Raw genomic sequence first — 13744 nt, forward strand, 5'->3', positions numbered from 1 at the left:
ACGGAGGTCCCGTCAGGGACGGGACCTCCGTACGGGGCTCACGATCGACCTCGAAGAGGCGTTCGAGGGGGCGACCAAGGAGGTCACGCTCACCCGCCCCACGGCCTGTGACACCTGCGACGGCGCGGGCCACCCGCCGGACGCCGACGTGCAGACCTGCCCTCAGTGTAACGGGCGCGGGCAGGTCCAGCAGGTCCAGCAGACGCCGCTCGGCCGCGTCCAGCAGACCTCGACGTGCCCGCGCTGCGAGGGCGAGGGCGAGCTGTACAGCGAGGACTGTTCCGACTGCGGCGGCGACGGCGTCGTCCGCGAGGAGGCGACGCTCTCGGTGGAGATCCCGCCGGGGATCCGCTCCGGCCAGAGCCTCCGGATGGAGCGCGAGGGCGCGCCCGGCGAGAACGGCGGGCCCAACGGCGACCTGCTCATCGAGGTCGACGTCGACATCGGCGACCGGTACGAGCGCGACGGCGACGACCTCCGCGTCAGCGAGGCGATCTCCTTCCCACAGGCCGTCTTCGGCGACACGGTCGAGGTCGAGACGGTCGACGGCACCGTGGAGATGGACGTCCCCGCCGGCACCCAGAGCGGCGAGACGTTCCGACTGGAGGGGAAGGGGATGCCCCGACTGCGGCGCCGCGGCCGCGGCGACCTCTACGTGCAGGTGGGCGTCGTGATCCCCGACTCGCTCAACGAGGAGCAGCGCGAGGCGCTGGAGGCGTTCGCCGAGGCCGGCGGCGAGGACATCGACGTCGGCGGCGGCTTCTTCGAGCGGCTCAAGAGCTCCTTCTGACGGCGCCGCCCGCGGCCCGTCGTTTTACTGGCCTGCGTCGCGTATCACCCGGCCATGGGCTACGACACCACAGCCTACGACGACGTCGAACCGCGCGCGCCGGGGATGTACTTCCTCCGCGACGCGCTCGACTGCGAGAGCCTCGGCGTGACGGTCGTCGAGGCCGACGACGGCTGGGAGGGGATGGAGCACGACCACGCCGACGCCGGCCACGAGGAGGTGTACGTGCTGCTCCACGGCGCGGCGACGCTGACCGTCGACGGCGAGGCCGTCGAGCTCGGTCCGGGCGACGCCGTCCGGGTCGACGCCGACTCGACGCGCGACCTCGCCTTTTCGGCTGACGGCTCGCGGATGGTCATCGCCGGCGCGCCCTGACGCGAGCGCTCGACCCCGGACGGACCCGCCACTCCTCGTTTTTAAGTCGCGGCCGCCCCGAGTCGCGGACATGGACGTCGTCGGCGATATCCTCGCTCGCGACCGGCGGAGTCGCGACGTCGCGCTCGTCACGCCCGACGAGCGCGAACGCACGTATTGGGACCTGATCACCAACGGGTACAAGTCGGCGAACGTGCTCCGCTACCTCGGCGCGCGGGAGGGGTCGACCGTGGCAGTCGAGCCGGCGCCCGGGCTCCACACGACGCTCGCCTTCCTCGGCGCGGCCGCGCTGGGCGCCCCGGTCCGGTTCGACCCCGAGACCGGGATCGCGCGCGGCGACCGCGTCGTCCTCGTCGACGTGGCCGACGAGTCGACGACGGAGCCGGCCCCCGGCACCGGCCTCGCCGCCTTCGGCGGACCGCCGGAGCGACCCGAGACGACCCACTGGGAGCAGGAGCTGTGGAGCGAGAATCCGGGGATGCCCCCCAGCGGAGTCGGCCCGGACGACATCGTGCTGCGCGAGACGGACGGCGAGGGACCGGACCGGAGCGGGAGCGTCACTCACCGCGCGCTCCTCGACGCGGCCGCGTCGGTCGCCGGCGAGCACGGGCTCGAACCGGGTGATTCGGTGACGCTCCGCGGTGACCTCTCGGACCCGCGGGCGCTGGCCGCGGGCCTCGTCGCACCGCTCGCGGCGGGCGCGACGTCCGTCCTCGTGGGTGAGGAGACGGACAACGGCGAACCGACCGTGACCGTCGAGCGGGAGGACGGCGGCTCGCGACGGGTGGCGCTCCCGGCGCTGGGCGAACGCTAAGACAAAGCGACGAGAGCGGCGGCGGTCGCCTCAGTCGTCGGCCGGGTTCGGCGGCGCCGACCGGTCCCGCTCGTGGAGGTGACACGCCGACTCGTGGCCGGGCTCGTGGCTGGTCCGCTGGGGGACGCGTTCCTCGCAGGGGGTGGTGACCCGCTCGGAGAGCGTCGCCGCCGCCGCGTCGAGGTCGTCGCCGAGCGCCTCGTCGAGCGCCGCGTCGAGCAGCGACTCTATCTCGTCGGAGGATATCGTCTCCTCGAGGTCGAACTCGCGGCGGATCTGTCCTTTCACGGCATCTGGGGTGGCGCCGGTGTCGGTCCCGGTCCGGAAGTTCTCGCGGATCTGATCGACGTCGACGCTGTCGGCGGCGAGCGCGTCGCGGAGGTTCAACAGTCCACGCCAGCTCGACTGGTCGAGGTCGACGTCGTCCGGCTGGATCACCCTGTGACACCGGGTGTGGAACCGACAGCCCGACGGCGGGTTCGTCGGGCTCGGCACGGTCCCCGTCAGCTCGATCCCCTCGGCGGTCGAGCGCGGGTCCGGCGTCGGGATCGCCGAGAGCAACGCCTCCGTGTACGGGTGTTGCGGGTCGGCGAAGACGCGGTCCGTCGGTCCGATCTCGACGATCTCACCGAGGTACATGACGGCCACCCGGTCGCAGATCTCCCGGATGACGGACATGTCGTGGCTGATGAACAACAGCGAGAGGTCGAACTCCGACTGCAGGTCGGCGATGAGGTCGAGGATCTCCGCCTGAATCGAGACGTCGAGCGCGGAGACCGGCTCGTCGGCGACGATGAGCTCCGGGTTCAATACGAGCGCTCGCGCCAGCGCGATCCGCTGTTTCTGCCCGCCGGAGAACTCGTGGGGATAGCGGTCGTAGTCCTCGGGCGAGAGCCCGACGCGTTCGAGCAGGTCCTCCACGATCGCACGCCGCCGGTGGCGGTCGGACATGCCGTGGATCTGGAGCATCTCCGCGACCGCGCCCCCGACCGACATCCGCGGGTCGAAGCTGGAGGAGGGGTCCTGGAAGATCATCTGCGCGTCGCGGCGGAACGCCTTCAGCTCCCGGTCGTCGAAGCGCGTCACGTCGTTCGGGTGCGTGCCGTCGGCGTTCCGGGTCGCACCGCTCCGCCCGCCGCCGTTGAATATCACCTCGCCGCCCGTGGGCTCTTCCAGCCGGACGATGGAGGTGGCGGCGGTGGACTTCCCGCAGCCCGACTCGCCGACGAGTCCCAGCGTCTCCCCGGGAGCGATGTCGAAGCTGATCCCGTCGACGGCGCGAGCGGCGCCGACCTGTCGGTTCAACAGGCCCTTCCGGATCGGGTAGTGCTTCTTGAGGTCCCGCACCGAGAGGAGCGGCTCCTCAGTCATCGGCGGAGCTCACCTCCTCGCCGTCGGCGGTCGAGTCCGGAATCCCGTCGCGGACGACCGAGTCGTCGCGGCCGGGGCGGTAGTGGACGCAGGAGGCGCGCTGACCCGGGTTCACTTCGATCTCCTCCGGCTGGTCGCCGGTCACGCAGGCGTCGACCGCGTGCTCGCACCGCGGGGCGAAGCGACAGCCGTCCGGCGGATCGAGCGGATCGGGAAGGGTCCCGGGGATACCCCCCTTCTTCCCGCCGATCTCGGGGAGGCAGTTCAGCAGCTGCTGGGTGTACGGGTGCGCGGGGCGCTCGAAGATGTCGATGACGTCGCCGCGCTCCATCACCTTGCCGGCGTACATCACGACGATGCGGTCGGCGATCTCGGCGACGACGCCCAGGTCGTGCGTGACGAAGAGGATCCCCATGTCGAACTCCTCCTGCAGGTCGTCGAGGAGCCGGAGGATCTGCGCTTGCACCGTCACGTCCAGCGCCGTGGTCGGCTCGTCCGCGATCAGCAGGTCGGGGTCGCCGACGAGCGCCATCGCGATCATCACGCGCTGCTTCTGTCCGCCGGAGAACTCGTGCGGGTAGTCGTCGAACCGCGAGCTGGCGTTCGCGATCCCCACCTTGTCCATCAGGTCGATCGCCTTCGCGCGCGCCTCCTCGTCGGAGACGTCGCGGTGGATCTGCAGCGCCTCGACGATCTGCCACCCGACGGTGTAACAGTGGTTCATCGCCTCCTGCGGGTTCTGGAAGATGTGCGCGATCTCGTAGCCGCGGATCTCGCGGAGTTCGGGCTCGCTCATCTCCAGCAGATCGCGGCCCTTGAACCGGACCGAGCCCCGGACGCGACCCGGCGGCTCCTTGACGATCCGCGTCACCGACTCCGTCGCCACCGTCTTCCCGGAGCCGGACTCCCCGACGATACAGACGGTCTCGCCCTCGTCGACCGAGAAGTCGACCCCGTCGACGGCCGTGAGCTCTCCGTTGTCGGTGCTGAACGTCGTCGTGAGGTCTTCGACCTCGAGCAGTGGTTGTCGGGTGGACATTATGCGCTCTCCGCCTCCGCTTCGGGGTTCAGAGCGTCCAGCAGCGCGTCGCCGATGAAGTTGAACGCCAGGATCGTCAGGAACAGCACGATGCCGGGCGACAACACGATCCACGGCGCGAACGCCAGGTCGCTCCGGCCCGCGGATATCAGCTGTCCCCACGAGGGGACCGCCGAGTCGCCGATCCCGAGGAACGCGAGCTGCGCCTCCGCGAGCAGGAAGCCGGGGATGAGCAGCGTGAGCTGCGTGATGATGCTGCTCGCCACGTTCGGGACGACGTGTTTCCGGACCACGCGGTAGGTGCTCGCGCCGCTGATCCGCGTCGCCTTGATGAACTCCTCCTCGGAGACGGACAGCGACTTGCTGCGCACGTACCGCGCGGTGCCGCCCCACGCGAACGCCGAGAACACGAGGATGAACATCCCCAATCCGGCGCCGTAGATGTACAGGATGAGCAGGAACATCAGGAACGTCGGGAACGAGAGGATGATGTCGACGAACCGCATCATCACTTCGTCGACCCAGCCGCCCGCGTACGCGCTGACGGTGCCGAACGTGATGCCGATCGCCGCGACGATCGTCGTCGTGATGAAGGCTATCTGCATGCTGATCGTCATGCCGTAGACGATGCCGGCGAAGACGTCTTTCCCGCCGCGAGTGGTCCCGAGCGGGTGCTGCCACGTCCCCTGACACCGTCCGTTCACCACCTCGCCGACGCAGTTCGCGACGTTCGCCTCGTCGATCGAGAGGAACACCGGCGGCTGGTGGCCGGTGAGGATGCTCTGCTCCGGCGCGCTGATCAGGAGCGGACCGATGAGCCCGCCCACGAACACGATCCCCAGCCAACCGAGGCTGACGACCGCGGGGCGGTTCCGCCTGAACTCCTTCCAGTAGTACCGCGTCATCCGCGGGTTCTGATACAGCGGTAAGATCAGGTAGAAGAAGAACAGGAACAGCGTGAACACGAAGAAGTAGTCCAGCGGGTCGAGGTTCCTGCTGAGTCCGATCGCCTGGAACGTCGCCTCGCGTTCGCCGACGAACTGGTAGTCGTACAGCCAGAGGAGCGCCAGCGGCAGCGTCGCCACCAGCATGCCGATCGAGTTTATCGACAGGTCGAACCGTCTCGACTCGGAGAGCTCGCTCCAGTCGACGCGGTCGAACTGCTCCGGTTTCTTCGTTGCCATTGTGAGTTATCTGTCGTCGTAGTTGATTCGCGGGTCGAGCACGGTGAACACCAAGTCTTCTAGCAGGTTGCCGACGACGGCAATGAAGGTGAACACCAGCGTCGATCCCAACACCAGGTTGGTGTCCTGCGAGATGAGCGCGTTGAACGTCAGTCTGCCCAGTCCGGGGATGCCGAACACGACTTCCACGAGCAGCGACGACCCGATGAACAGCGCCAACAGCTGCCCGACGAGCGTCGTCGACAGCGGGACCATCGTCGGCCGCATCACGTGGTAGGCGTACGCGCGCAGCGGCGAGACCCCTTTCGCCTTCGCCGTCTTCATGAAGTCGGAGTTCTGGAACTCCGCGGACTCGTTCCGCGAGACCCGCATCGTCGCGCCGATCGAGCCCGTGACGAGCACGAACACCGGCAGAATCAGCTGCCGGACGTTCTGCAGGCTGAACACGGGAGCGCTCGTGTCGTACGATATCGGGACGACCTCGAACCAGACCCCGAAGATCAGGAGCAGGATGATCCCGAAGAAGAAGTTCGGAATCGCGTACCCGAAGAACGCGAACCCGGTCGCGACGTGGTCGCGCCAGCTGTACATGTTCGCCGCGGAGTAGACGCCGACGAGCGGCCCGAGGGTTATCGTGAGGACGGTCCACGGGATCGAGTACTGCGCGGTGTAGTAGAGCGCCTGCAGCAGCGCCTCGGTCACGGGCTGGCTGCGGCTCTCCGACCAGCCCCAGTCGAGCGTGTAAATGCTCCGGATGAAGTCCATGTACCGAACGTACAGCGGCTGGTTGAGCCCGCGGAGCTCGCGCTCTCGCTCGACCGCGGCCGAGGGGTCACCGCCCTGCAGCGCGGCCTGCGTCGCCGCCTCGCGGATCGCCGGGTTGGGCGCGGCCGCGAGCAGGAGGAACGTGATCGTGGTGATGATCAGCGAGACGACCACGGCCCACAGCACGCGTGCGCCGACGTACTTTCCGAATCCCATATTGATGACGTGGAAGTGTGAGAGACGGCGGCGTTACTGCTCGTATCTCCACGCGGGGAGGTTCCAGCCGTTCGAGAAGTTCTCGATGGGGCCTTCGAGCCCCTCGCGGTAGCCGACCGTGCTGTCGGGGAACGCGAGCATGATGTACGGCTGCTCTTCCGCGATGTTGACGAAGAGGTCGACGAGCGCGTCGGCCAGCTCCTCCTCGCTGGACGCCTGCCGGGCGTTGTCGAACAGCGTCTGCGCGTCGAACTCGGGGTAGTAGCCGACCGGGTTGTACGACCCGGTCGCGCCGTCGAAGAAGACGGCGTTCGTGAGGGGGTTCCGCGGGAACGTGTTCAGTCCGTACACGATCTCCATGTCCCAGTCCTCGTTCCCGGTGATGTTTCGCGGTCCGGGGTTCGTCGCGGTGGGCGAGGTCCACTCGACCTCCTCGCCGTCGACGGTGTCGACGAGCTCGTCAGGGACGCTGGTGACCTCGCCCTCCTCGTTCCGCTCGGGCGTGGGGAAGTCCGTCGTGGTGTAGTACTCCGTGTCGAACCGCGTGCCGTCGATGGCCTCGATACTCACGTCGATCCCGAGGTTGTTCCCGAGCTCCTGTGCGATGAACTCTCCCATCAGCTGCTCGGTCTCCTGGCCGGCGCTGTGGTAGAGGCTGAGCTGGACCTGGTTGCCGTCTGGATCGACCATCGTCTCCCCGTCGAAGCCGTACTCGTATTCGGACTGCTCGAAGGCGTCCTCCGCCAGCCCGCGGGCGTACTCGCTCCCGTAGCGGTCGCCGACGCCGAACATCGGGATGTTGTCCTCGGGCGGATAGAAGTTACTGAAGCGGGGCTGCCACGTGAAGTGCGTCTCCGCGAAGTCGCGGAAGACGCCCTGGATCAGGCTCTGCTTGTCGATCGCCGCGGCCATGGCCTGCCGGAACGGGATGTGCCGGAACATGTTTCCCGGTCCGGTCGTCCAGCCGTTGTCCCGCATGTTGACGGACAGCTTCTCGTTGTACGGCTGCGGGATCTGGTTGACGTAGATCTCGTCGTTGTCCTGATACTCCTGCACACGCTCGGGCGGGATAGCCGCTGAATCGACTTCGCCGGTCTCCAACGCGCCGAGTCGGGAGGCCTGTTCGCCGAGGACCTGGATCTCCGCTGACTCGAAGTACGGGGCCTCGTTGAAGACGTCCGGGAGGTCGTCGGCGTCCTGAAGGTAGTAGTCGTCGTTGCGGCTGTACTGGGTGCCGCCGTCGCGCTGCCACTCGTCGAGCACGTACGGGCCGAGGTTGCCGGAGAACTGGAGTTCGAGCAACTCCTCGTCCTGCCGGAGCCCCTCGGCGTCCTCCTCCTCGACGTACGGCTGGAGGAGATCCTGCGGGATGGGGTACAGGAGCGGCTCGTAGCTCTCGGGCCAGAGGAGTTGCGGGCTCTGGAGGGTGGCCTGAAACTCGTACTCGCCGGTCTGTTCCACTTCTACGCCCGTCCAGTACGTGGCACTGACCGAACTGGCCCAGCCCCCTTGGTGAACTTCCTGGATGAGATACACGAAGTCGCTCGCGGTCACCTCGCCGTACGGGTCGCTGAACTGGAGCCCCTCGCGGACCTCGAACGTCCACACCTCGCCGTCCTCGGTGGACATGTCGTAGAGCAGCGGGACGTACTCGTTGTCGGCGTTGAACGTGTACCCCTGGTCGAGCGCGCGAGCGATCGCGTTCCCGGCGCCGTTTTCGTCGTTGTATATCGGATTGAGCGTCGTGAACGAGGCCGCGGCGGCCGTCGCGTACGTCGACGTGTCGGTGCCGCTGTCCTCGCCGTCGCCGCCGTCCGTCCCGTCGTCCCCGTCGGTCCCGTTCCCGGTCTCCCCGTCGCCGCCGTCACCGCCGTTGCCCGAGCAGCCGGCGAGCGCGGTCGCACCGCCGACGCCGAGCATGGAGAGCCACTGTCGACGTCCGAGACGCCGACCGTCTTTGCCACCGTCAGTGTGTCGCCGTGACATACCACGAGACAGTGAGTGTACGCACTAAAAACCTCAGATGTTCAGATAGATACGGCGAATAACCGCTAAAGACGGCCTTATACACCGTATAAACGGTCCACTCGATAGTAGTTTATAAACGAACAGGCACATCGTGTCGTCGACACGAGACGTTCGGGCAGTCCGGTTCGGCCGGCGGGCGACCCGGATCCCAAAGCCCCTAAGCCGCGCCGGTGAACTGGGCGGTATGACCGATATCCACCCGCACCAGCGCGTCGCGGTGCTCGCCGACTCGCAGAACCTGTACCACTCCGCGCAGAGCTTCTACTCGCGGAACATCGACTACTCCGGCCTGTTGGAGGCCGCGGTCGACGACCGCGAGCTCGTCCGGGCCATCGCGTACGTGATCCGCGCCGACTCCCCGGAGGAGGAGAGCTTCTTCGAGGCGCTCCGCGACATCGGCTTCGAGACGAAGATCAAGGAGATCAAGACGTTCGCCGACGGCTCCAAGAAGGCCGACTGGGACCTCGGGATGAGCCTGGACGCCGTCTCGCTCGCCAGCCACGTCGACACCGTCGTGCTCTGTACCGGCGACGGCGACTTCGCTCGGCTCTGCTCGCACCTCCGCCACGAGGGCGTCCGCGTCGAGGCGATGGGGTTCGGCAACTCCGCCGCCGAGGAGCTGATCGAGGCCGCGGACGACTTCGTCGACCTCGCCGAAGAGGAGGAGACGTTCCTCTTATAACTCCGCTCTTCGCCGCCGTCAGCGCGACGCGTCGCCGCCGTCAGCGCGACGGTTCGGCCCACCGAGCAGCCCCGCGATCGCCCGTTCGACCGTCTCCGCGGCCGCGTCCACCTCTCGCACGCGGACGTACTCGCGCTCCGAGTGCGCGACCGCGCCCGCGTCGTCGGCGAGGTCGCCGGGGCCGAACACGACCGTCGGCGCCGGTGCGAAGTACGACGCCTCCGTCGCCGCGCCGAAGGGGCGCACGGATCCCCCGCGGTCGGTCGCGAGCCCGGTCGAGTCGGCCGCCGCCCGCGCCGCGCCCGCGACCGCGTCGACTAGCTCGTGATCGGGGGGCGTCGAGAACGCCTCGAAGAAGGGCGACTCCCGGTCGGTGAGCGCGACGTCGACGCCGACGTCCTCCGGGACCCGCGCCCGCACCGCGGCCGCGAGCGCCGAGCGGAATCCCTCGGCCGTCTCCGGCGGGACGCTCCGCCGGTCGACGGTGATCTCGCAGTCCGCCGGCACCTGGTTCGTCGCCTCCCCGCCCTCGATGACGGTCGGCGTGAGCTTCGGCGGGCCGAGCTGGGGGTGCTCGTCGGCGTCCGCGTCGAAGGTCCGGACCGCCTCGAGCGCGCCCTCGGCGGCCGCGACCGCGTTCGCGCCGGCGAACTCCGCGGCGTGCGCCGCGGTGCCCGACAGCTCGACGGTACCCTGGAACCGCCCCTTCGCGGCGGTACACGCGTCGAGCCCGGTCGGCTCGCCGACCAGGAACAGGTCGCCGTCGAGCCGGTCCTCGGTCCCCAGCAGCCGCCCCGTCAGCGCCGCCGCCCCGAGCGACAGGGTCTCCTCGTCGGGCGTGAGCGCGAGCGTGAGCCGGCCGCGCTCCGGGGCGGCCGAGAGGAACCCGGACAGGAGCGCGGCGAGCGGTCCCTTTGCGTCGCACGCGCCGCGCCCGCGGATCACCTGGTCAGGGGCTCCGCCGTTCGATGCGGAACCCAATCGCTCGTCCTCCCCGGCGACGCCCCGCTCGAACGGGACGTGCGGCGTCACCGTGTCGAGGTGCGTGTTCGCAACGAGGTGCGGCCCCGCGTCCGGCGCGGGCGAGCGCTTCTCCGCGAGCACGCAGCCGCCGGCGACGACCTCGCTGTCGACGCCGTGCCGGTCGAGCGTCTCGACGACCAGGTCGCGCATCTCGTCGACGGACTCGTGAGAGGGGGTCCGAACGGCGCGCTCGAGGAAGGAGACGGGATCGAACGAGGGGTCGCTCATCGCGGGTCGGCGGGCAGGCTCCCGGTGAACTCGTGGGCGACCGGACCGGTCAGCGTCGCGTGGCCCGCGTCGGGCACCGTGATCTCGAGTTCGCCGCCCGGCGGGCGGCTCACGGCCGACTCGCCGTCGATCAGGCCGAGCCGGCGCGCGGTGGCGACGACCGCCACGGCGCCGGTGCCGCAGGAGCGCGTCTCGCCCTCGACGCCGCGCTCGAAGGTGCGCTGGTCGAGGACCGCCGGCCCGTCGCCGCTCCCGTCGTCGACGACCGCCGCGAGGTTCACGTTCGCGCCCTCGGGGAAGACGTCGGCGTGGCGGACCGGCGGAGCGACGGCGTCGAGGTCGACCGCGCCGATGCCCTCGGGGCCGTCGCGGCCGCCGTCGACGAACGCCACCGCGTGGGGGACGCCCGTGTTCACGGCCGTGACGGTCAGTCCCGCGACCGGTTCGTCGATCAGCGGTTCGTCGCGGGCGACCGGGACCAGACGGGGGTCGAACGTCGGCTCGCCCATCTCGATGGTCGCCGCGGTCGCGTCCGCGTTCACCGAGGCGCGCCGCGTGCCCGCCTGCGTGTCGATCATGAACTCGCGGTCGCCGGTCCGGTCGTGGGCCCACCGGGCGACGACGCGCGCGCCGTTGCCGCACATCGTCGCCGTCGAGCCGTCGGGCTGGACCAGCGTCATCACGACCCGTGTCGGGTCGAACCGCTCCTCGATACTTAAAAAGAGGACGCCGTCCGCGCCGCGGCGGCCGGCGGGCGCGTCGCCTCCCGTGCCGTTCGCCGCGGCCGCGCCGCGGTCGGCGTCGAAGTCCGCCCCGTTTACGCCCGTCTCGCGGTCGCAGTGAGCGCGCGCGAACCGCGCGCGGTCGCCGACGCTCTCCGCGGTCGCGTCGACGACGAGGAAGTCGTTGCCCGTGCCGTGGTACTTCTCGATCGGGACTGCGTGGGTGCTCATCGCTCCCCCTCCGTCTCGGGCGCCGCCGTCGCTCCTGAACGGTCCTCCGTCCGTTCGGCCGCCGTCACGTCCGTCAGGCTCTCTCGTCGTCGGGCGACCGTCGCGGTTCCGTCGTCGAGCGCGACCTCCGCCGGCCGCGGTCGTGAGTTGTATTGGCTCGCCATCTCGTATCCGTACGCGCCCGCGATTCCGACCGCGAGGAGGTCCCCTCGGGCCGGATCGGCGAGCGCTCGGTCTCTACACAGGGTATCACCGGTCTCACAGATAGGTCCGGCGACCGTGACAGGGGTTGCCTCCCGCTCGTGGGGGGACGGGGCGTCGCTCCCGTCGCCGCCCCGTCCGCCGCCGAGGTTCCTGATCGGGTGGTACGCGTCGTACATCGCCGGACGCAGCAGGTCAGTCATCCCGGCGTCGACGCCGACGACGCGCTCGTCGGGGGTCGGCTTCACCGTGTTCACGCGCGTCAGCAGGACGCCCGCGTCGGCGACGACGTACCGGCCGGGCTCGATCGCGAGGTCGGCGCCCGCGGGCAGCGGTGCGACGGCCTCTCGGGTGGCCGCCGCGACCGCACCGAGGTCGAGCGGCGGCTCGTCCTCCTCGTAGGGGACGCCGAACCCGCCGCCGACGTCGACGTACTCGAGGTCTAGGGGGGCGGGCGCGTCGCCGTCCCCGGCCGCGTCGCCGTCGGGCTTTGCGAGCTTCCGCGCCAGCGCTCCCATCCGCGAGACCATCTCGCGGTGGCTGTCCAGCTGGTCGGGGTCGATGCCGGAGCCCGCGTGGGCGTGGACCCCGACCACTTCGAAGCGCTCGGCGGCGTCGCGGGCCGCCTCGGCGGCGCGGTCGTACGGGATCCCGAACTTCGCCGCGCCGCCGGTCCGGACCTTCGCGTGGTGGCCCGCGCCGACGCCGGGGTTCACCCGGACGCAGACCCGCCCGTCGTAGCCCCGCTCGGCGAGCCGGTCGAGGGTGTCGACCGCGCCGACAGTGACCGTGAGGGCGGGCTCCGCCTCGGCGACGCCGACGACGTAGTCGAGGTCGCGGGCGGGCGGGTTGACCGCGGTGTAGTGGAGCCGCTCGCCGCCGAAGCCGGCCGCGAGCGCGCGGTCGACCTCGCCGGCCGAGGCGCACTCGGCGTCGAGCCCGGCCTCGCGGACCGCTTCGAGGACCGCCCGTCCGGTGTGGGCCTTCACCGCGTACCGGACGTCGGCGTCGGGGAAGGCGTCCCGGAGGCGCTCGCAGTTCTCGCGAACGCGGTCGAGGTCCTGCGCGTACAGCGGCGTGCCGTGCTCGGCCGCGAGGTCGGCGAGGCGGTCGGCGTCCCAGTCGCTCACGCGCCGGGCCGGGGGGTCGCCGTCGGCGGCGACGGGGCCAGCGGCGGAGTCGCCGTCGGCGGATTCGTCGGACGATCCGCCAGCGTCGCGGTCGCTCATTCGCGGAGGGCGTCCTCGCGCCGCGTCGCCTCCAGGGTGTCCTCCTCGACGTGGGTCGCGACGACCGCGGGCTTGTACGCGCCGCCCTCGAACAGGTCGTGGTCGCCCACGGAGGACTCCACCATCCGGGTGAACGCCCGGCGGTCGGCCGGGAGGTGGCCGTAGAGGACCTCCTCCTCGACGAGGTCGTAGACGGGGATCCGCGGCGTCAGGAGGGTGTTCTCGCCCACGATCGAGTTCTCGCCGACGCGGAAGCCCGAGGTGACCCGGCAGCCCGCGCCGAGCGAGACGCCGTCCTCGACGACGACCGGCGCGTCCTCGACGGGTTCGAGGACGCCGCCGATCAGCGTGTTGGCGCCGAGCTTGACGTTCTCGCCGAGCTGGGCGCAGGAGCCGACCGTGTCGCAGGAGTCGACGAGGGTGCCGTCGCCGACGTGCGCGCCCATGTTGACGAACGAGGGGCTCATCATGATGCAGTCGCTCCCGAGGTACGCGCCGCGCCGGATGACGGTGCCGTCGGGGGTGTTGCGGGTCCCGCGCTCGCCGAGGTCGGCGGTGTCGCGGAGCGGGAGCACGTCGTAGTAGGTGACGCCGCCGTGCTCGCGGGGCTCGGTCTCGCGCAGGCCGAAGTTCAGCAAAATGCCTCGCTTGACCCACTCGTTGGCCTCCCAGGTGGTCACGTCGTCGCCGGTCTTCTCGGCGGCGCGGACCTCGCCGGCCTCCAGCGCGGCGAGGAACTCGTCGATCACGGCCGCGTCTTCGGCGGTCGCGTCGGCGGCGGTCAGTCCCTCCTGATAGCGGTCCCACAGATCGGATACGTCGGATTCGAGCGTCATTGCGTAGTGT

The 13744-nt window shown here is 70.0% G+C and carries 13 protein-coding genes; 4 read left to right on the forward strand and 9 right to left on the reverse strand.

Features of this window, described 5'->3' with window-relative positions; translation table 11 throughout:
- The 3 genes from DJ75_RS13065 to DJ75_RS13075 form a co-directional block, all read left to right on the forward strand.
- The coding region (locus DJ75_RS13065; RefSeq protein WP_141212041.1) for a DnaJ C-terminal domain-containing protein at positions 1-790 on the forward strand (790 nt) is incomplete at its 5' end.
- A gap of 54 nt (positions 791-844) precedes the next feature.
- Complete coding sequence (locus tag DJ75_RS13070) at positions 845-1165, forward strand: cupin domain-containing protein (protein WP_094524892.1); 321 nt, start codon at positions 845-847, stop codon at positions 1163-1165.
- A 70-nt stretch (positions 1166-1235) separates the two neighbouring features.
- Positions 1236-1979: a hypothetical protein gene (locus tag DJ75_RS13075; RefSeq protein WP_254921986.1), complete on the forward strand. Its 744-nt coding sequence runs from the start codon at positions 1236-1238 to the stop codon at positions 1977-1979.
- Between the two features lie 30 nt (positions 1980-2009).
- On the opposite strand, the gene DJ75_RS13080 is transcribed toward DJ75_RS13075, so the two are convergent.
- The 5 genes from DJ75_RS13080 to DJ75_RS13100 are packed head-to-tail and all read right to left on the reverse strand — an operon-like array spanning position 2010 to position 8540.
- The gene (locus DJ75_RS13080; RefSeq protein ID WP_094524893.1) at positions 2010-3350 is read right to left on the reverse strand and encodes an ABC transporter ATP-binding protein; all 1341 of its coding nucleotides are present in this window, start codon (positions 3348-3350) and stop codon (positions 2010-2012) included.
- The gene (locus DJ75_RS13085) at positions 3343-4389 is read right to left on the reverse strand and encodes an ABC transporter ATP-binding protein (protein WP_094524894.1); all 1047 of its coding nucleotides are present in this window, start codon (positions 4387-4389) and stop codon (positions 3343-3345) included. Before DJ75_RS13085 ends, DJ75_RS13080 begins: the two co-directional genes overlap by 8 nt.
- Positions 4389-5573, reverse strand: a complete 1185-nt coding sequence (locus DJ75_RS13090) for an ABC transporter permease (RefSeq protein ID WP_094524895.1) — start codon at positions 5571-5573, stop codon at positions 4389-4391. Before DJ75_RS13090 ends, DJ75_RS13085 begins: the two co-directional genes overlap by 1 nt.
- Before the next feature lie 6 nt (positions 5574-5579).
- On the reverse strand, positions 5580-6554 hold the full coding sequence (locus DJ75_RS13095) for an ABC transporter permease (RefSeq protein WP_094524896.1): 975 nt from the start codon (positions 6552-6554) through the stop codon (positions 5580-5582).
- A gap of 33 nt (positions 6555-6587) precedes the next feature.
- Positions 6588-8540 (reverse strand): ABC transporter substrate-binding protein, encoded by a 1953-nt coding sequence (locus DJ75_RS13100; protein ID WP_094524897.1) that lies wholly within the window; start codon positions 8538-8540, stop codon positions 6588-6590.
- 226 nt (positions 8541-8766) lie between these two features.
- Between DJ75_RS13100 and DJ75_RS13105 the strand changes: the two genes are divergently transcribed.
- Positions 8767-9264, forward strand: coding sequence for an NYN domain-containing protein (locus DJ75_RS13105; RefSeq protein WP_094524898.1), 498 nt, complete (start codon positions 8767-8769; stop codon positions 9262-9264).
- 18 nt (positions 9265-9282) lie between these two features.
- On the opposite strand, the gene DJ75_RS13110 is transcribed toward DJ75_RS13105, so the two are convergent.
- The 4 genes from DJ75_RS13110 to DJ75_RS13125 are packed head-to-tail and all read right to left on the reverse strand — an operon-like array spanning position 9283 to position 13734.
- The gene (locus tag DJ75_RS13110; RefSeq protein ID WP_094524899.1) at positions 9283-10515 is read right to left on the reverse strand and encodes a M20/M25/M40 family metallo-hydrolase; all 1233 of its coding nucleotides are present in this window, start codon (positions 10513-10515) and stop codon (positions 9283-9285) included.
- A complete protein-coding gene (gene dapF / locus DJ75_RS13115; protein ID WP_094524900.1) occupies positions 10512-11468 on the reverse strand; it encodes a diaminopimelate epimerase in 957 nt (318 codons plus the stop codon). Before dapF ends, DJ75_RS13110 begins: the two co-directional genes overlap by 4 nt.
- Positions 11465-12898 carry a diaminopimelate decarboxylase gene (lysA, locus tag DJ75_RS13120; protein ID WP_094524901.1) on the reverse strand — a complete coding sequence of 478 codons (1434 nt, stop codon included), beginning with the start codon at positions 12896-12898 and terminating at the stop codon, positions 11465-11467. The genes dapF and lysA overlap by 4 nt, the downstream gene beginning before the upstream one ends.
- Positions 12895-13734, reverse strand: a complete 840-nt coding sequence (locus DJ75_RS13125; RefSeq protein ID WP_094524902.1) for a 2,3,4,5-tetrahydropyridine-2,6-dicarboxylate N-succinyltransferase — start codon at positions 13732-13734, stop codon at positions 12895-12897. The genes lysA and DJ75_RS13125 overlap by 4 nt, the downstream gene beginning before the upstream one ends.
- Positions 13735-13744 lie beyond the last annotated feature (10 nt).

The sequence above is a fragment of the Halorubrum sp. Eb13 genome (genome assembly GCF_002252895.1).
Lineage (GTDB): Archaea > Halobacteriota > Halobacteria > Halobacteriales > Haloferacaceae > Halorubrum.